At 74.1% G+C, this 16,906-nt stretch carries 18 protein-coding genes; 11 read left to right on the forward strand and 7 right to left on the reverse strand.

Features of this window, described 5'->3' with window-relative positions; all coding sequences use genetic code 11:
* The first annotated feature begins 79 nt into the window (after positions 1 to 79).
* From AB0E62_RS01265 to AB0E62_RS01280, 4 genes are all read left to right on the forward strand, one after another.
* Positions 80 to 283 (forward strand): MbtH family NRPS accessory protein, encoded by a 204-nt coding sequence (locus tag AB0E62_RS01265; RefSeq protein WP_014676677.1) that lies wholly within the window; start codon positions 80 to 82, stop codon positions 281 to 283.
* Between the two features lie 134 nt (positions 284 to 417).
* Positions 418 to 942, forward strand: coding sequence for a GNAT family N-acetyltransferase (locus AB0E62_RS01270; protein WP_362186217.1), 525 nt, complete (start codon positions 418 to 420; stop codon positions 940 to 942).
* A gap of 117 nt (positions 943 to 1,059) precedes the next feature.
* Positions 1,060 to 1,341 (forward strand): hypothetical protein, encoded by a 282-nt coding sequence (locus AB0E62_RS01275; protein WP_362186220.1) that lies wholly within the window; start codon positions 1,060 to 1,062, stop codon positions 1,339 to 1,341.
* 48 nt (positions 1,342 to 1,389) lie between these two features.
* Positions 1,390 to 1,758 carry a DUF6479 family protein gene (locus tag AB0E62_RS01280; protein ID WP_362186223.1) on the forward strand — a complete coding sequence of 123 codons (369 nt, stop codon included), beginning with the start codon at positions 1,390 to 1,392 and terminating at the stop codon, positions 1,756 to 1,758.
* 135 nt (positions 1,759 to 1,893) lie between these two features.
* On the opposite strand, the gene AB0E62_RS01285 is transcribed toward AB0E62_RS01280, so the two are convergent.
* Together AB0E62_RS01285 and AB0E62_RS01290 are read right to left on the reverse strand one after the other, a co-directional pair.
* Positions 1,894 to 2,478 (reverse strand): isochorismatase family protein, encoded by a 585-nt coding sequence (locus AB0E62_RS01285; RefSeq protein WP_362186226.1) that lies wholly within the window; start codon positions 2,476 to 2,478, stop codon positions 1,894 to 1,896.
* 113 nt (positions 2,479 to 2,591) lie between these two features.
* Positions 2,592 to 3,029, reverse strand: coding sequence for a MarR family transcriptional regulator (locus tag AB0E62_RS01290; RefSeq protein WP_362186229.1), 438 nt, complete (start codon positions 3,027 to 3,029; stop codon positions 2,592 to 2,594).
* 127 nt (positions 3,030 to 3,156) lie between these two features.
* On the opposite strand from AB0E62_RS01290, the gene AB0E62_RS01295 reads away from it, so the two are divergent.
* From AB0E62_RS01295 to AB0E62_RS01315, 5 genes are all read left to right on the forward strand, one after another.
* Complete coding sequence (locus AB0E62_RS01295) at positions 3,157 to 6,207, forward strand: FAD-linked oxidase C-terminal domain-containing protein (RefSeq protein WP_362186232.1); 3,051 nt, start codon at positions 3,157 to 3,159, stop codon at positions 6,205 to 6,207.
* Positions 6,204 to 7,313, forward strand: coding sequence for an enolase C-terminal domain-like protein (locus AB0E62_RS01300; RefSeq protein ID WP_362186235.1), 1,110 nt, complete (start codon positions 6,204 to 6,206; stop codon positions 7,311 to 7,313). The genes AB0E62_RS01295 and AB0E62_RS01300 overlap by 4 nt, the downstream gene beginning before the upstream one ends.
* 89 nt (positions 7,314 to 7,402) lie before the next feature.
* Entirely contained in the window at positions 7,403 to 8,413 is a 1,011-nt protein-coding gene (locus AB0E62_RS01305) for an SDR family oxidoreductase (RefSeq protein WP_362186930.1), read from the forward strand.
* A gap of 9 nt (positions 8,414 to 8,422) precedes the next feature.
* The gene (locus AB0E62_RS01310; RefSeq protein ID WP_362186238.1) at positions 8,423 to 8,923 is read left to right on the forward strand and encodes a metallophosphoesterase; all 501 of its coding nucleotides are present in this window, start codon (positions 8,423 to 8,425) and stop codon (positions 8,921 to 8,923) included.
* A gap of 25 nt (positions 8,924 to 8,948) precedes the next feature.
* Positions 8,949 to 9,539, forward strand: coding sequence for a GNAT family N-acetyltransferase (locus AB0E62_RS01315; RefSeq protein WP_362186241.1), 591 nt, complete (start codon positions 8,949 to 8,951; stop codon positions 9,537 to 9,539).
* A 300-nt stretch (positions 9,540 to 9,839) separates the two neighbouring features.
* Here the strand turns inward: AB0E62_RS01315 and AB0E62_RS01320 are convergent, their stop codons facing one another.
* Positions 9,840 to 11,090 carry a YncE family protein gene (locus AB0E62_RS01320; protein WP_362186244.1) on the reverse strand — a complete coding sequence of 417 codons (1,251 nt, stop codon included), beginning with the start codon at positions 11,088 to 11,090 and terminating at the stop codon, positions 9,840 to 9,842.
* 184 nt (positions 11,091 to 11,274) lie between these two features.
* Here AB0E62_RS01320 and AB0E62_RS01325 point away from each other — a divergent pair, with 184 nt between their 5' ends.
* A complete protein-coding gene (locus AB0E62_RS01325) occupies positions 11,275 to 11,937 on the forward strand; it encodes a TetR/AcrR family transcriptional regulator (RefSeq protein WP_362186933.1) in 663 nt (220 codons plus the stop codon).
* Positions 11,938 to 12,046: 109 nt separating this feature from the next.
* Positions 12,047 to 13,072, forward strand: coding sequence for an alcohol dehydrogenase catalytic domain-containing protein (locus AB0E62_RS01330; RefSeq protein ID WP_362186247.1), 1,026 nt, complete (start codon positions 12,047 to 12,049; stop codon positions 13,070 to 13,072).
* Positions 13,073 to 13,159: 87 nt separating this feature from the next.
* Here AB0E62_RS01330 and AB0E62_RS01335 read toward each other — a convergent pair whose 3' ends face one another.
* The 4 genes from AB0E62_RS01335 to AB0E62_RS01350 all read right to left on the reverse strand — a co-directional run bounded on the left by AB0E62_RS01335 (position 13,160) and on the right by AB0E62_RS01350 (position 16,844).
* Complete coding sequence (locus tag AB0E62_RS01335) at positions 13,160 to 14,389, reverse strand: glycosyltransferase (protein WP_362186936.1); 1,230 nt, start codon at positions 14,387 to 14,389, stop codon at positions 13,160 to 13,162.
* Positions 14,390 to 14,494: 105 nt separating this feature from the next.
* The gene (locus tag AB0E62_RS01340) at positions 14,495 to 15,304 is read right to left on the reverse strand and encodes an ABC transporter permease (RefSeq protein ID WP_362186250.1); all 810 of its coding nucleotides are present in this window, start codon (positions 15,302 to 15,304) and stop codon (positions 14,495 to 14,497) included.
* Positions 15,301 to 15,903 (reverse strand): ABC transporter ATP-binding protein, encoded by a 603-nt coding sequence (locus AB0E62_RS01345; RefSeq protein WP_362186939.1) that lies wholly within the window; start codon positions 15,901 to 15,903, stop codon positions 15,301 to 15,303. Before AB0E62_RS01345 ends, AB0E62_RS01340 begins: the two co-directional genes overlap by 4 nt.
* 56 nt (positions 15,904 to 15,959) lie before the next feature.
* Positions 15,960 to 16,844: a UbiA family prenyltransferase gene (locus AB0E62_RS01350; RefSeq protein ID WP_362186253.1), complete on the reverse strand. Its 885-nt coding sequence runs from the start codon at positions 16,842 to 16,844 to the stop codon at positions 15,960 to 15,962.
* Between the last annotated feature and the right edge of the window lie 62 nt (positions 16,845 to 16,906).

Raw genomic sequence — 16,906 nt, forward strand, 5'->3', positions numbered from 1 at the left:
GCACGGCCCCCGCTCACCACCCGCCCGCCCCGCCCACCGCACACCACCCACCGCCCACCGCACGACGAAGGAAGACGACATGGACGAGAACACCCGCTACCAGGTGCTGCGCAACGACGAGGAGCAGTACTCCCTGTGGCCCGTCGACATCGAGGTGCCCGCCGGCTGGCAGCCCGTCGGCAAGGAGGGCACCGAGGCCGAGTGCTCCGCCTACGTCGACGAGGTATGGACCGACATGCGGCCCAAGAGCCTGCGCGAGCGCATGGAGAACGCCGGCGCCTGACCGCCGTCGCGCCACGACCGCCCGCCGGGCCGGCCACGCGCCGGCCCGGCACCGCCTCCCCCCACCCGAGCCGCAGCACCGGCGCCCCACCGCCCTCGGCCCCGCCGCACCGCCCCACCTCCGAGGAGCCCGCCATGACCACCGCCGAGACCCCCGTCCTGCGCACCGAGCGCCTGGACTTCCTCCCCTACCGGCCCGAGCACGAGGACGACTTCGTCGCCCTGCTGCGCGACGCGGAGGTGTGCCGCTGGATGGGGCAGGACCTCGTGCCCGAACCGCAGCTGCGCGAGCTGTTCCGCGCCATCCTCACCGACGTCTACCCGCAGCGCCGGTTCGACGTGTGGGGCCTGTGGCTGTCGGGCACGTACGTCGGCCACGCCGAGGTGAAGCCGACCGGCAACGTCGACGGCCATGAACTCGTCACCGCGCTCGTGCCCGCGTACTGGGGGCGCGGCCTGGGCGGCGAGGCCGTCCGCGGCCTGCTTCGGCACGCCGCCGGCAACCTGGGACTGACCGAGGCGTACGGCATGGTCGGTGCCGGGAACACCGCCAGCCTGGCCCTGTGCCGCAGCCTGGGCTTCCGCCACGTCCGGGACGTGGTCGGCGACGACGGCTCGGTCACCAAGCTGCTCGTCATCCCGACCGGGGACCCGGGGTAGGCGGGCCCGGCGGTCGGGGCCCGCGCCCGGTGGCCGTCCCGCCACTCGGGTGCGGGGCGGCCGCTTCCGGCAGGTCGCTCTGGGCGGGAGCGCCGAAGCTGCCTAAGGTCGGTTGGCGTGTCGCACACCTTCGAAGAACTGGTCGCCAAGCAGCGCGCGGCCGACGCCGCCCAGACCCAGGTCCAGGAACTGCGGGAGGCCTACGGCCCGCCGGCCGAGCAGCGGCTGACCGGCGTCCAGGCGGGCACCTACGAGACCGCCCTGCGCGCGTGGCGTGACCTCGCCCGTGATGTGCAGACGGCGGTGAGCGAGTACGCCCGGCAGACGGGCCGGCCCCGGGCCGAGGTCGAGGCGGAGGTGGAACGCGCGGCGGCCGGCGAGCAGGACGGAGCGCCGTAGAACCGCCCGACCAGGCATCCGGCGCCCGGCCCCGGGTACCCGGCGACCATGAACACTGCCATGTACCAAGCGGCCACGGGCGCGCAGGCCTTCGGATACGTCCTGATCCTGATCGCCGGAGTGGCCCTCGTCGCGGGAATCATCTGGGCCTTCCGGCTGGGTGCCAAGGTGCGCGAGCGGGAGCCGGCGCCGCCGCGCCCGGAGGAGCAGCCCAAGATGCCGGCGGGCGGACCGGTGCGGGAGACCCGCGAGGTCCGTGAGCCCGACGAGGTGCCCCGGGCCGCCGACGGGGGCGACCGCCTCACCCCGCACGAGCTGGGCAACGCCGGCACCAAGCGCGCCGCCGACCAGAGCCGTCCCCGCTGGTCGCCGGGGTCCAGCGGGTCCTTCGGCGGCGGTGGCGGCGGCCGCACCTGATCCCGTGCGGCCGGGTTCCGCGTGCGCGGGGGCACACCCCGGGACCCGGCCGGGCACCGGACACGGACCGCTCGGCCGGGCCCGGCACCGGCCCGTGCCACCGACGGTCCCCCGGGAAAGAGGCCCGTCAGGGAGTCAGACGCGGGTCTTGGCGAGCAGCTCCATGATCTCGGCGGCCGTACCGGTCTCACCGAGCCGCGGGAAGATCCGCTCCACACTGTTGGCGTGCGCCTCGCCGTCGGCGTCGGCCATGGCGTCCGTGGCGAGCGTGACGTGATACCCGTGCGCGTAGGCGTCGCGCGCGGTGGACTCCACGCCGATGCTGGTCGCGACGCCCGTCAGCACGATCTGCGTGACGCCCCGGCGGCGCAGCTGCACGTCCAGGTCGGTGCCGTGGAAGGCGCTCCAGTTGTGCTTGGTGACCCGGATGTCGCCGGGGTGGCCGGACAGCTCGTCCACGACGACGTCCCAGCCCTCCGGGAAGGCGAGCCCGCGCGCCTGGCGTTCGGTGCGCCCGGGGACCGCGTCCGCCCCGTCGGCCGCGAAGGAGACCCGGACCAGGACCACGGGCAGCCCGTGCGCGCGGAAGGCGTCGGCGAGTTCCGCCGTGCGGGAGACGACCTCCGGGCCGGGGCGGGGCTGGGTGGGCATGGCCACGATGCCGTTCTGGAGGTCGATGGCGACGAGGGCGGTACGGGGGTCGAGCGTGGTGAGCGACATGAGCCGGTCGGGCCTTTCGGGTGTTCCGGTGGTGAGCCGGCCGGGGGGACGGCCGGGCGGGGGAGGGGCATGGCGGCCGGCCTGCCGGCCCGTGCCGTGCGTCCTCCCCGGGGTCACGGCGCCGACAGCCGCTCCAGCAGCTCCAGCGCCGCGAGGACCGTCTCCCGCTCCTGCTCCGTGTAGCGGTCCTGGAAGGCGCGGGCCAGCCACTCCTCGCGCACCTGCCGGTTGCCCTCGGTCCGGGCCCGGCCGGCGTCGGTCAGGGTGACGAGTTGCCGGCGGCCGTCGTCGGGGTCGGGGGCCCGGCGGATCAGCCCGTGCCGCTCCAGCGCGGCCAGGGTGACGGCCATCGACTGCGGGCGCACCCCCTCGGCGGCGGCGAGCGCGCTGGCCGTGGCCGCGCCGTGCTTGCCGGCCAGGGTGAGCGCCGACTCCTGGGAGGGGCTGAGGTCGGCGTCCTGCGCGACCTCGCGGATGCGGCGCCGCAGCCTGCTGAAGACCACGCGCAGATCACGCGCGGCGCGGGCGGCGGAGTCGGAGATGTCGGCCATGCCCGCCAGGCTATGGCCGACAGCCGTAACTGTCCAGTTCGGACTGTTCAGTTTTACCTGTCTATTTGCCGGGGTACTCGCCCGGCCCCGGACACGGGCAGTACGTCGGTGAACCCAAGGAGCGCAGATGACCCCTGCGGACAGGTCCGGCCTGGAGGCGGCCCTCCGTGCCGAGGTGGACGGCGAAGTCCGCTTCGACGCGGGCAGCCGCGGAGCCTACGCCACGGACGGTTCCAACTACCGGCAGCCCCCGATCGGCGTCGTCGTCCCCCGCACCGTGGAGGCGGGCGCCCGGGCGGTGTCGGTGTGCGCACGCTTCGACGCCCCCGTCCTGTCCCGGGGCGGCGGCACCAGCCTCGCGGGACAGACGACCAACACCGCCGTGGTGATCGACTGGAGCAAGTACTGCACCGGCGTGCTCTCCGTCGACGCCGAACGGCGCACCTGCGTGGTGGAACCCGGCATCGTCCTGGACGAACTCAACCGGCAACTGGCCCGCCACAAGCTTCAGTTCGGCCCCAAGCCGTCCACCCACAGCCACTGCGCGATCGGCGGCATGATCGGCAACAACTCCTGCGGCGCCTCCGCCCAGGCCTACGGCAAGACCGTCGACAACATCCGCCGGCTGGAGATCCTCACCTACGACGGGCAACGCGCCTGGGTCGGCCCCACCCCGCCCGACGAACGGGAGCGGATCATCGCCGGCGGCGGACGGCTCGCCCGGATCTACGCCGGCCTGGACCGCATCGCCACCGAATACCTCGCCGACATCCGCCGCGGCTACCCGAAGATCCCGCGCCGCGTCTCCGGCTACAACCTGGACTCCCTGCTGCCCGAGAACGGCTTCGACGTGGCCAAGGCGCTCGTCGGCAGCGAGGGCACCCTCGTGACCGTCCTGCGCGCCGAACTCGACCTCGTACCCGTGCCGGCGTACCAGTCCCTGCTCGTCCTCGGCTACGACGACATCTGCGCCGCCGGGGACGACGTACCCCGCCTGCTGGAGCACTGCAACCCCACCCAGCTCGAGGCCCTGGACGGCCGGATGGCCCAGCTGATGCGCGAGGAGGGCGCCTACCTGGACTCGCTCGCCGTGCTGCCCGAGGGCGACAGCTGGCTGATGGTGCAGTACAGCGGCGACAGCCAGGAGGACGTCGACGAACAGGCGCACGCCCTGCTGCACGCCCTCGGCCGCGACGAGAAGGACCGGAACGTCGCCTTCTCCGACGACCCCGAACGCGAGCAGAAGATGCTCAGGGCCCGCGAGGCCGGACTCGGTGTCACCGCCCGCCCGCCGGACGACCGGGAGACCTGGGAGGGCTGGGAGGACTCCGCCGTCCCGCCCGAACGGCTCGGCGACTACCTGCGCGACCTGAAGGGCCTGTTCGCCGAGTCCGACTACGACCACCCGTCCCTGTACGGCCACTTCGGCCAGGGCTGCGTGCACACCCGCATCCCCTTCGACCTGCGCACCGCCGAAGGCGTGGCCGTCTTCCGGCGGTTCGTCGAGCGCGCCGCCGACCTCGTCGCCTCCTACGGCGGCTCCCTGTCCGGCGAGCACGGCGACGGCCAGTCCCGCGGCGAACTGCTCACCCGGATGTTCGGCGCCCGGCTCGTGACCGCGTTCGGCGAACTGAAGGCGCTGTTCGACCCCGGCAACCGGATGAACCCCGGCAAGGTCGTCCACCCGAACCCGGTCGACGGACAACTGCGGCTCGGCCCCGCCTGGCGGCCCGCCACCCCCGCGACCCACTTCGGCTTCCCCGACGACGAACACTCCTTCAAGCGGGCGGTGATGCGCTGCGTCGGCATCGGCAACTGCCGCGGCCACACCGGCGGCGTCATGTGCCCCTCGTACCGGGCCACCAGGGAGGAGGAGCACTCCACCCGCGGCCGGGCCCGGCTGCTGTTCGAGATGCTCGGCGGGCACCCGGACTCCGTGGTCGAGGACGGCTGGCGGTCCACCGCCGTCCATGACGCGCTCGACCTCTGCCTGGCCTGCAAGGGCTGCAAGTCGGACTGCCCGACCGGTGTCGACATGGCCACCCTCAAGGCCGAGTTCCTCTCCCACCACTACGCGGGCCGCACGCGCCCCATGGCCCACTACTCCATGGGCTGGCTCCCGCTGTGGGCCCGGCTCTCCCGCACCGCCCCCAAGCTGGTGAACTCCGCGCTGCACGCGCCCGGCCTGGCCCGCCTCGGCAAACGGCTGGCCGGCATCGACCGGGCCCGCGAGGCACCGGTGTTCGCCGAGGAGTCCTTCCTCCAGTGGTGGCGGGCCCAGGGCCGGCCGGAACCCGACCCGGCCGACCCGCGCACGGTCGTCCTGTGGCCGGACACCTTCAGCACCTACTTCCACCCCGCCATCGCCCGGTCCGCCGTCCGCGTCCTGGACGACGCCGGCTTCCGCGTCGCCGTTCCCACCGAACCCGTGTGCTGCGGACTGACCTGGATCTCCACCGGCCAGCTCGCCACCGCCGAGAAGGTGCTGACCCGGACCCTCGGCGTGCTGCGGCCCTATCTGGAGGCCGGTACGCCCGTCATCGGCCTGGAACCCTCCTGCACGGCCGTCTTCCGCTCCGACGCCCCGGAACTGATGCCCGGCGACCAGGACGTACAGCGGCTGGCCGGGCAGGTGCGCACCTTCGCCGAACATCTGGTCCACCACGCCCCCGACGACTGGCGGCCGCCCCGGCTGTCCCGGCGGGCCACCGTGCAGACCCACTGCCACCAGCACGCCGTCATGAAGTTCGACGCCGACCGCGAGCTGATGCGCCGCGCCCACCTCGACGCCGAGGTGCTCGACGAGGGCTGCTGCGGCCTGGCCGGCAACTTCGGCTTCGAACGCGGCCACCACGAGGTGTCCATGGCCGTCGGCGAACTGGGCGTCCTGCCCGCCGTACGCGCCGCCGCCCCGGACAGCCTGGTCATCGCCGACGGCTTCAGCTGCCGCACCCAGATCGAACAGGGCGCGACCGGCCGCCGCGCGCTGCACCTCGCCGAGGCCCTCGCGTTCGCCCTCGACGGCAACCTGCCCAGCGACCGGCCCGAACGGCTGGCCGTCCGCCCCGCCGAACCCTCCCGCACGGCGGGCTGGGCGACCGCCGCCTCCGTGGCCGCCGTCGCCGCGGGCACCGCGGCCGTGCTGAGCGGGAGGCGCCGCCCCGGGAGGCGCCCATGACCGCCCGGCCGGCCGTCGACGAGGTCGGCACCGCCGTCTACACCGTGCCCACCGACGCCCCCGAGGCGGACGGCACCCTCGCCTGGGACAGGACCACCCTCGTCCTGGTCACCGTCCGCTCCGGCACCACCGCCGGGCTCGGCTACACCTACGCGCCCGCCGCCACCGCCCACCTGGTCCGCGAACTGCTGGCCGGCACCGTCACCGGCCTGTGCGCGTACGACGTGCCGCGCGCCAACGAGCGGATGTGCCGGGCCGTGCGCAACGCCGGACTGCCCGGTCTGGCCGCGCAGGCGATCGCCGCCGTCGACATCGCCCTGTGGGACCTCAAGGCCCGCCTGCTCGGCCTGCCCCTCGTACACCTGCTGGGCGCCGCCCGCACCGACGTGCCGGTCTACGGCAGCGGCGGCTTCACCACGTACGACGCCGAACGGCAGGAACGCCAGCTGCGCGGCTGGACCGAGGACCAGGGCATCCCCCGCGTCAAGATCAAGATCGGGGAGTCCTGGGGCGCCCGGCAGGACCGCGACCTGAAACGTGTCGCCCGCGCACGGGCGGCCATCGGCGACACGGCCGAGCTGTACGTGGACGCCAACGGCGGGTACACCGGCGGCCAGGCGCTGCGGATCGCGGGGGCACTCGCCGACCAGGGCGTCACCTGGTTCGAGGAACCCGTCTCCTCCGACCACCTCACCGTCCTCGCCGGCCTGCGCGACCGGATCCCCCTCGACGTCGCCGCCGGCGAGTACGGCTACACCCTGCCGTACTTCGAACACATGCTGGCCGCCGGAGCCGTCGACTGCCTCCAGGCCGACGTCACCCGGTGCGGCGGCATCACCGTCTGGCTGCGCGCCGCCGCGCTCGCCCAGGCGCGCGGCACCGACATCTCCGGGCACTGCGCGCCGCACGCACACGCCCACGCCGCCGCCGCCGTGCCCAACCTGCGCCACCTGGAGTGGTTCCACGACCACGTCCGCATCGAGCGCCTCCTGTTCGACGGCGTCCTCGACCCGGGCGGCGGCAGCGTCACCCCGGGCGCCGACGGGGAACCCGGGCTCGGCCTCACGCTCGCCGAGGAGCGGGCGCGGCCGTACCGGACGGAGTGAGACCCACGGCGCCGGACCCCCGCGCCGCCATCGTGCTGGAAACCGGCATCGTGCTGGAAGCCGACATCGTGCTGGAAGAGGAGAGGACCATGCCCCCCACCGTCGTCATCACCGGCGCCAGCGCCGGCATCGGCCGCGCCACCGCCCGCCTGTACGCCCGGCGGGGCGCCGACGTCGTCCTCGTCGCGCGCGGCGAGGGCGGTCTGCGGGCGGCGGCCGACGAGGTCGCGGCGCTCGGCGGACGGCCCCTGGTGCACGTGGCCGACGTGGCCGACCCGGCGCAGCTGGAGGCCGCCGCCGAGGCCGCCGAGCAGGCGTTCGGTCCGGTCGACGTCTGGATCAACTGCGCGTTCGCCTCGGTGTTCGCGCCGTTCGAGGAGATCACCGCGGAGGAGTTCAAGCGGGTCACCGAGGTGACGTACCTCGGCTTCGTCAACGGCACCCGCACCGCCCTCAAGCGCATGCTCCCGCGCGACCGGGGCACGATCGTGCAGGTCGGCTCCGCGCTCGGGGAACGGTCCATCCCGCTCCAGTCGGCGTACTGCGGCGCCAAGCACGCCATCAACGGCTTCACCTCCTCCCTGCGCACCGAACTGATGCACCGCGGCAGCGACGTGCACATCACCGTCGCCCAGATGCCCGCCGTCAACACCCCGCAGTTCGAATGGGTCCGCTCCCGGCTGGCCAAGCACCCCATGCCGGTCCCGCCGATCTACCAGCCCGAGGTGGCCGCCCGGGGCGTGCTGTACGCGGCCGACCACCCGCGCCGCAAGCAGTACTACGTCGGTGCCTCCACCGTCGCCACCATCTGGGCCAACCGGCTCGTCCCGGCGCTGCTCGACCGCTATCTGGCCCGCACCGGCTTCGACTCCCAGCAGACCGACCGCGTCCCGCCCGCCCACCTGGACAACCTGTTCGAACCGGTCGACCGCGGCCCCGCCGACGACCAGGGCGCGCACGGCGCCTTCGACGACAGCGCGCACTCCCGCTCCTGGCAGGAGACCCTGGTCCGGCACCCCGCCGCCACCGCCCTCGGCGCGGGCGCCGCCGTGCTCGGCACCACGCTCGGCGTGCGCCGCCTCACCGGACGAGCGGCCTAGGCTGACGGCGTGCGCCTCCTGCTCATGTCCGACACCCACCTGCCCAAGCGGGCCAAGCGGCTCCCGGAGCAACTGCTCGCCGAACTCCCGCACGCCGACGTCGTCCTGCACGCCGGGGACTGGGTGGACACCGCCACCCTGGACCTGCTGGAGAGCCGCAGCCGCCGGCTGATCGGCGTGTACGGCAACAACGACGGCCCCGGACTGCGCGCCCGGCTGCCCGAGGTGGCCCGCGCCGAACTGGGCGGCCTGCGCTTCGGCGTGGTCCACGAGACCGGCCCCGCCCAGGGCCGCGAGGCCCGCTGCGCGGCCCGCTTCCCGGACCTGGACGTCCTGGTGTTCGGGCACAGCCACATCCCCTGGGACACCACCGCCCCCGGCGGCCTGCGCCTGCTCAACCCCGGCTCCCCGACCGACCGCCGCCGCGAGCCGTACTGCACCTACCTCACCGCGACGGCGGCCGGCGGCGCGCTCACGGAGGTGACCCTGCACCGCCTGCCGCGGCCGTAGCGGGGGCCTGTGCGAGGATGCCGGAATGATCCCCAGCGCCGGCATACCCGACGTCGTACCCGCGGGCCGCATGGCCGGCCGCGGGCAACCCGTCCTCGGCCTGCCGGACGGCCGGGAGCTACGGCCGTGGCGGCCCGGGGACGCCGACGCGCTGCTCGCCGCCGGGCAGGACCCGGACATCCGGCGGTGGAACCTGTTCACCGTGGCCGGCACCGCGCAGGCCCGCGACCGGATCGCGCGCATGCACGAGCGGTGGCGGGCCGAGACCGGCGCGGTGTGGGCCCTCGCCCGGACCGACGGCCCGGCCGTCGGACTCGTCGGCCTGAACGACGTCGACCTGGCGGGCGGCGGCGCCGAACTCGTCTACTGGCTGCTGCCCCCGGCGCGCGGCGCCGGCCTCGCCGTCACGGCGGTCCGCCGGCTCGCCCGGTGGGCCCTGGACGACCTGGGCCTGCACCGCCTGCGCCTGTGCCACTCCACGGGCAACACCGCGTCCTGCCGGGTCGCCGAGCGCGCCGGCTTCCCCTACGAGGGCACCCAGCGCAGCGCCCTCCTGCACGCCGACGGCTGGCACGACCAGCATCTGCACGCGAGGGTGGCCGGAGACCCCGAGTAGCGCTCGCCGCACGGCCGTCGAGTCCGTCCGGCCGGGCGGGGTGCCGGGGCCGCCCCGGCGCGGGGCCACGGCCTCCGCCGCCCCTCAGGGATCCGGGCGCCGAGGCCCGGGCCGACGGGAGAGCCCGGGCGGGCCGGCCCCGCGCCGGAAAGGCCTGCCCCGGCCGGGCGGCGCGGTCGGTCGTCGGGGTGCGCCGGCCGCCCGTCGCCCGGCGTACGCCGCCCACCTCCACGCCCGCCGGGCAGTGAGGTGGTCTCCGGGGTGAGTGGGGCACCCCGGAGACCACGGTCTGATGGGGCGTCAGCTACCGCCGGGACCGGTCCAGTCGGCCGCCACGTGCCCCAGCCGGACGCGCTGCGGATGGTCGCCGACGGGAACGGAGGCCACCTTCCGTCCGGTGGCGAAGTCGATCGCCGTCACCTGGTCGGCGCCGCTCTCGGAGACGACACAGTCCCTGCCGTCGCCGCTCACCGTCGCCCAGTACGGCTTGGCCGCCGGGACCAGCGGCCCCTCCTGGAGCGAGGCCCGGTCGACCACGGTCGCGTAGTCGTCCATGGTGCCCGCCACGCACAGCTTGGTGCCCTCGGGGTTCATCGAGATCCCGTGGTGGCGCGAGTCGTTGACCCAGGTGGTGCGGTCCTCGCTGGTCGCCGGGTTCTTCGGCAGCGTCTTCAGCCGGGTGATCCTGTCGGTGGCCACGTCGTACTCGAGGAAGCCGTTGAAGAACGACACCTGGAAGTAGAGCTTGGACTCGTCGGGGGAGAACACGGCCGGGCGGACCGCGTCGGAGAAGTCCTTCAGTCCGAACGCGTCCAGCCGCTGCCGCATGTCGACGACCTTCACCTGCTGGAACGTCGTGGTGTCCACGACCGTGATGTGCCGGTCGCCCTTCGTCCAGTCCCAGCCCGGGCCGTCCAGGTCGGTGTTGACGTCACCGATGGACATGTTCCACAGGCGCGTGCCGTCCTTGCTGAAGACGTTCTCGTGCGGCTTGTCGCCGGTCTTGAACGACCCCAGCTGCCGGCCGGTGGTGATGTCCAGCACATGCACGGTGTTGGCCGTCGAGGCGGACACCGCCACCCGGGTGCCGTCCGGCGAGACCGCCATGTGGTCGGCCCGGTAACCGGCCACGGGGAACCGCCAGTTGACCTTTCCGTCGGCCAGGCCGATGGAGACCACGTCCGCGAAGCTCGGCCGGGACACCACCACCGACCGGCCGTCCGGGGTGGAGTACATGTCGTCGGCGAACTGGTCGTGGCCCTCGCCGACGCTGTTGCGGATCGCCTGGAAGTAGATCCACTTGACCGGATCCGCGTTGATCTCCGCCATCCGCGCGGCCTTGTCCGGGACGACGCTGATCCGGCCGATCTTCGCGTAGTCGCCGGAAGACCGGATGACATCGGCGGTGCCGTCCCAGTTGTTGCCGACGAACAGCACCTCGCGCAGACCGTCGGGGGCGGCGGCACGCGCGGAGGCGGCGGCCGGCCCGGCGGCGGCCAGGGCGAGGGCGACGGCCATGGAGCACAGGTGCCTGGTTCTGGAGGCAGCCATGACGGCTCTCTTTCCTCAAGGGAGGTCGGGGGGAAGTCCGGGGGATCTGAACACGGCCGCATTCACAGTGAACTTACTGAAAAGTAAGGACGAGACGGCCTTCTCGACAAGATGCGTGCACGACAAGATTGGACGACCGCGGACCGAACCGCTGACGACCGGCGGGGCGATGGAGGGGGACACGTTGGGCGGCAGACTCAGGGCGCCGACGGGACGCTACGGCGGCCGGTCCGCCGAGGAACGGCAGGCCGAGCGGCGCCGCCGCTTCCTCGACGCGGCGCTGCGGCTGTTCGGCGACGCCCCCGGCTACCGGGGCACCACCGTCGCCGCCCTCAGCCAGGCCGCCGGACTGTCCACCCGCCAGTTCTACGAGGAGTTCCGCACCCTGGAGGACGTCCTGGCCGCGCTGCACCTCCAGGTCAACGGCTGGGCCGAACAGGCCGTCGTGGACGCGCTCGCCGAGGCGGACGGACTGCCGCTGGCCGACCGGGCCACCGTCCTCTTCCGGGCCTACGCCCGCGCCGTCACCCGCGACCCCCGCCGCACCCGCATCGCCTTCATGGAGATCATCGGCGTCAGCCCACGGCTGGAGGAGCAGCGCCTGGCCCGCCGGGCCCGCTGGGTCGACCTCATCCGCGCCGAGGCCGCCGCGGCCGTGGCCCGCGGGGAGGCGGCGCCGCGCGACTACCGCCTGGCGGCCACGGCCTTCATCGGCGGCGTCAACGGCCTGCTGCACGACTGGACCGCCGGCTGGGTGGACGCCACGCTGGACGAGGTGGTGGACGAGCTGGTCCGGCTGCTGCTGGGCATGCTCCGGCCGGACGGCTGGCGTCCCGGCTCCCGCTGAGCCGACGCGGGCGCGGGTCGCGGGGGTGCGGGCGGGTTCGGCGCGCGTGATCGGGCCGGAGCTGGTCTGCTGGGGGTGAAGGCCGTCGCCCCGTCCCCCGGAGAGCGCCATGAGTACCAGCCGAGTCGCCCAGGTGACCGAGCCCAACGGCACCTTCGAACTCGCCGAGCGGGAGATCCGGCCGCCGGGTCCCGGCCAGGTGCGGATCGCCGTGGAGGCGTGCGGGATCTGCCACAGCGACGCCCTCTTCGTCGGCGGCGCACTGCCGGGCGTCACCTTCCCCGAGGTTCCCGGGCACGAGATCGCCGGGCGGATCGAGGAACTGGGCGAGGGCACCGGGGAGCGCGGCTGGAGCGTCGGCGACCGGGTGGCCGTCGGCTGGTTCGGCGGCAGCTGCGGTCACTGCCGGCCCTGCCGCCGGGGCGACTTCGTGGTGTGCACCGCCCTGAAGGTCCCCGGCTGGGCCTACGACGGCGGCTTCGGCGAGCGGACGACCGTGCCCGTCGACGCCCTGGCCCGGATCCCCGACGTGCTCGCCGCGGCCGACGCGGGGCCCCTGGCCTGCGCGGGCGTGACCACGTTCAACGGGCTGCGGCGCGGTCCGGCCGAGCCGGGCGACCTGGTCGCGGTGCTCGGCCTCGGGGGCCTCGGCCACCTCGGCGTGCAGTACGCGGTGGCGATGGGCTTCGAGACCGTGGCGATCGCCCGGGGCGCCGAGAAGGCCGGCTTCGCCGAGCGGCTCGGCGCCCACCACTACGTCGACAGCACGGCACCGACCCCGGTCGCCGAGGCGCTGCGCTCCCTCGGCGGGGCGAAGGCCGTCCTGGCCACCGCCGGCAGCTCCGAGGCCATCACCGCGACCGCGGACGGCCTGGCCCCGCGCGGCGAACTGACCGTCATCGGCGCCACCCCCGAGCCGCTGGGCATCAGCCCGGTGCAGCTGATCATGAGCGGGCGGGTGGTCCGCGGACACCCCTCCGGCACCGCGCAGGACGTCGAGGACACCATGGCCTTCAGCGCCCTGCACGGCATCCGCCCGATGACCGAGACGGTGCCGCTGGAGCGGGCCGGCGAGGCGTACGACAAGATGCTCACCGGCGCCGCCCGCTTCCGCATGGTCCTCACCACCGGCTGACTGACACCCCCGGAATGCCGGTGCGCCGTCGGCGGGCCGGGCGGGGACCGGGTGGGCCGGGACCGTGGCCGGGGTGGCGGGTCCGGGTCAGCCGGTGAGCCGGTCGACGGCGGTCAGGACCGGTGCGGTGCCGTCCTCGTCGCGGATCCGGGCGCCCAGTGCCTCGGCGCGCCGCCGGCAGGCCGGGTCGCGGGTGGCCCGTACCAGGGCCGTGGCCAGCGCGTCCACGGTCAGCCGGCGCAGGGGTACGACGGCGGGGGCGACCCCCAGCGCGACCAGCCGGGCGGCCCAGAAACCCGCGTCGAACTGCACCGGCACGGGCACCGCCGGCACCCCGGCGCGCAGCCCCGCCGCCGTGGTGCCCGCGCCCGCGTGGTGGACCACGGCGGCCGTCCTCGGGAACAGGAGCGAGTGCGGCACCTCGCCGATGGTCAGCATGTCGTCCCCGTCGGCCGCGAGCCCGCCCCAGCCGCGCTGGATCACCCCGCGCAGCCCGGCCCGCCGCAGTGCCGCCACCACCCGCGCGCTCAGCCTCCCGGCGTCCGGCACGGTGGCGCTGCCCAGCCCGACGAAGACCGGTGGCGGTCCCGCGTCGAGGAACTCCTCGACCTCCTCGGGGAGCCGGTGCCCGGTGTCGTACGGCCACCAGTAGCCGCCCACCTCCAGGCCCGCCCGCCAGTCGGCGGGCCGGGGCACCACCAGGGGGCTGAAGCCGTGGTGCACCGGCCAGCGCCGCCGTTCGCGCCCCCGCCGGGCGGCACCGGTGCCCAGCGGGGGCAGGCCGAGCCGCTCGCGCAGGGCCGGCACGGTACCGGAGAAGACATGCTCCACGGCCAGGCCCACCCCCTGCCCGGCGAGCCGGTTCACCGGCCCGCCCCAGGCACCGCCCCCGAGCACCGGTGGCGCGAACTCCCTGGTGGCGGCGAGAGGTTGCAGATACACCCCCAGGCTCGGCAGCCGCAGCCCCTCGGCGATCGTGTGCCCGAGCGGGGCCAGCGAGGCGGACAGCAGCAGCACGTCGCTGTCCCGTGCCGCCTCCAGCAGGTCCTCGGTCATCCGCCCCACCAGACGCCGCGCCAGCTCCACCACGCGCAGCAGCTTCCCGGCCCCGCCGGCACTGCGGTGCAGGCCCTGGCCGCGCGGGGACCGCAGTTCCGCCAGCGGATCCACCGGCAGCGCGTGGAACCGTACGTCCGATCCCGCCACCAGCGGTTCGAAACGGCCGTGCGTGACCAGTGTGACCTCGTGCCCGGCCAGCGCCAGCCGGTGCCCGAGCCCGGTGTAGGGGGCGGCGTCGCCCCGGGAACCCGCCGTCATGATCGCAACGCGCACGACGGCCAGTATGGCCGCTCCCGTGGCGACGGCGCCCCCGCGTCGGCGCGAATGTCCGGTACGCACGTGTCACGTGTCACCGGTCACCGGTCACGGGTGCGGCGTCTCGGCGAGCGCCTCCGTGGCGATCCGGCAGTGCGGGCGGGTGCGCACGTGGAAGGCGAGCAGGGCCAGGGCGCTGGTCGCGGCGGACCAGGCGAACGAGAGCAGCCCGTACGACCAGGGGGTGCGGGACGTGAAGGCCGCCGTCAGCGCCGCCTGGCACGCACCGTACAGGGGAAGCGCGCTCAGCCCGGTGAGGTCGGCGACGTTCAGGACCGGGTTCTGCAGACCCGTGTCGACCAGGCTGAGCATGATGACGAGGAAGAAGCCCTCCAGCTCGCCCCGTACCAACGAGCCGAGCAGGAGACCGATTCCGCCGTACGCGAGGCCGGCGCCGAACACCGCGAGGGCCAGCGGGCCCGGCTGGCGCACCGGCAGCGAGCTGCCGAGCACGGCCATGGTGTACACGGCGACGACAGCGGTGACCAGGGCGACCGCGGTGACCTTGGCCAGCAGCATCTGGAGCTTCGGGTAGCCCGCCAGCACCAGCCGGCGGTCCGTCTCCCCGGCCTTGAAGGTCTCCATGAACATCGAGAAACCCGTGACCAGGGTGACAGCGGCAAGAGCGTTCACCACCTGGCTGACATGATTCGCCGGCGCGAGGACATCGGTGCCCCGCGGTTCCAGGGAGAACCGCAGCGTCCGGTCCGGCGCGCACAGACGCGCCACCATGATCCAGGCGGGGATGAAGGCGACCGCCAGGAGCACTGCCATGCGGCTGCGCAGATGACCGAGGAGAGTGCAGCGCAGCATCTCGATGTAGGCCGGGGGGCGGAACGTCATCGGGTGGGACGTCATCGGGTGGGTCTCTCCATGTCGAGACAGCCGTCGCGCAGGTGGCCGACCGCGTCGAAGTGATGCAGATCGTGCAGCAGATGCGAGACCACGACGATCGACCTGCCCTGGTCGCGCAGGTGAGCGGCGAGGGCCCAGAACCTTTGATGCGTATCCCAGTCGAAACCCTGATAGGGCTCGTCGAGCACCAGGAGCTGCGGATCGTGCATGAGGGCGAGCAGGAGGTTCAGCTTCTGCCGGGTGCCTCCGCTGAGCTCCCCGGCGCGCTGCCGGCCGCAGTCGGCGAACGCCAGGAGGTCCATCAGCTCGTGGGCCCGGGCGAGCGTCGGCAGCCGGTAGGCCGCCTGGAAGAGGCGGAGGTGCTGCATGACGGTGAACGAGTCGTTCAGCACGGCGTGCTGGGGGCAGTACCCGGCCCTGCCGGTGCGCTCCACCGTGCCCCGGTCGGGCGCCAGGTGTCCCATGGCGATCCGGAGCAGTGTGCTCTTGCCCGTGCCGTTCTCGCCGACGACGCCGATCAGCGCCCCGGCGGGTACGTCGAGGTCGGCACCGCGCAGGAGCTGTCTGCGGCCGTAGGCCTTCCAGACGCCACTGATGCGCAGGCGCGGCTGGTGCCGCACGTGCTGCGCGGCCTCTGCGGTCACGTGGGGGCCTTTCGTCAGCGAAGGGTGTAGACGGAGGCGGCCAGGGCGAGGGTGTACCACTGTTCCACCAGGCGGTAGCTGCGCTGGTCCTGTTCCCGGCCCCGCGCCAGCATCACCCGGACGGAGAGCAGCAGGCTCAGACCGCACAGGACGACGTCCGTGGCGATGATCCACCAGCGCGGGCCGGCCGGCTCCATGAGGAAGTGGTGGATGGCCAGCGGGCCGACGGCGAAGCCGGCGCACAGGAAGACCCGGGTGGGTCTCTCGCCGAAGACCAGCGGCATGGTGGAGCGGTGCACCGCGCGGTCGCCGGTGATGTCGCGGAGGTCCTGGACGGACATCAGAAGGGTTACGGTGATCGCGAGGGTCACGATCCAGCGCCAGGCGTCCGGCGACATGGCGGTGACCATCTCCCAGGCGGCGGCCAGCTGGGCGACGACCCCGATGCCGGCGTAGAGGTTCCTGCCCAGCCAGTGCCGGCCCCAGCCGTACTCGTGCTGGAGCAGGGAGAGGATCTGCCACATCAGGGCCCACTCCAGCACGCCCAGGCAGTACCCGTACACGGGGAAGAGGACCCGGACGGCGTTCAGGCGCAGCCGAGCGCCCCGGATGCTGCTCTGGCCGGTGACCAGGGGGCGGAACGGCTTGTTGACACGGTCCTCTTCGACGCCGACGAGCTGGTTGGCCAGGGTGTGTTCGTAGACGAACAGCCAGAAGTACAGCGCACCGGAGCCCAGGGCGACCGCGGCTTCGGCCGGGGGCAGCCGGGCATGGACGACGGCCGCCGTCACGAAGCAGGTGGCGGGGAAGATGGTGGTCCAGCGGTCGGCGCTGATGAACAGCCAGCTCAAGCGGATTTCACGCCAGGCGGTCTGGAGGACCGCCGCGGGTGCGGTCATGGTCAGCACGATGGATCCGTCCTCCCTGGTGGGCCGGGCCGGTGGACGGCCGGGGCAGCTTC

It is taken from the genome of Streptomyces sp. NPDC038707 (genome assembly GCF_040636485.1).
Taxonomy (GTDB): domain Bacteria; phylum Actinomycetota; class Actinomycetes; order Streptomycetales; family Streptomycetaceae; genus Streptomyces.